The organism is Vibrio sp. YT-19(2023) (assembly GCF_033337395.1).
The window spans coordinates 1-591 of sequence record NZ_JAWOQN010000795.1; the positions used below are offsets into that span (position 1 = coordinate 1).

Below are 591 nucleotides of genomic sequence, written 5' to 3' on the forward strand. Positions count from 1 at the left end.
AGTGATAAGGGTCTTTTTCATGTTGATTTCCTTTACTGTCAATGAGGTAGTGCGCCATTGCAGTTTGTACAATGGCGCTTGTTGTTTATTTCTCTGGGTTTTGAGCTTTGTTGACTTCTCGCTGCTTCCACAGTTTGAAGATTGCTGGTAACACCAGCAGAGTCAGTAGTAGGGCAGAGGCCATGCCGCCAATCATTGGTGCAGCGATGCGCTGCATGACTTGAGAGCCAGTACCTGAGCCATACATGATAGGGATAAGGCCAATGATGACCGTGAGAACCGTCATCATGACCGGACGTACACGCAGCCCCGCACCTTCTCGAATGGCATCGGTTAAATCACCAATTTGCAGAGCTTGTTGGTTTTCTTCTGCGTGAAGTTTTTTGTGGTGCCACGCTTGGTTGAGATACACTAGCATGATGACGCCTATTTCCACCGCAACGCCAGCGAGAGCAATAAATCCGACCCCCACGGCGATGGAGAAGTTGTAGTTGAGGTAGTGCATCAACCACAAGCCACCAACCATCGCTAAAGGCAGAGTCAGCATAATGATCAGCACTTCACCCACACGGCGGAAGCTGAAGTAAAGCA

The 591-nt window shown here is 49.2% G+C and carries 1 protein-coding gene; it reads right to left on the reverse strand.

Going from position 1 to position 591, the window contains the following annotated elements; genetic code table 11:
- Window positions 1-85: 85 nt before the first annotated feature.
- Window positions 86-591: efflux RND transporter permease subunit (locus R7E78_RS28510; protein ID WP_318058935.1), on the reverse strand; the 506-nt coding region annotated here is incomplete at its 5' end.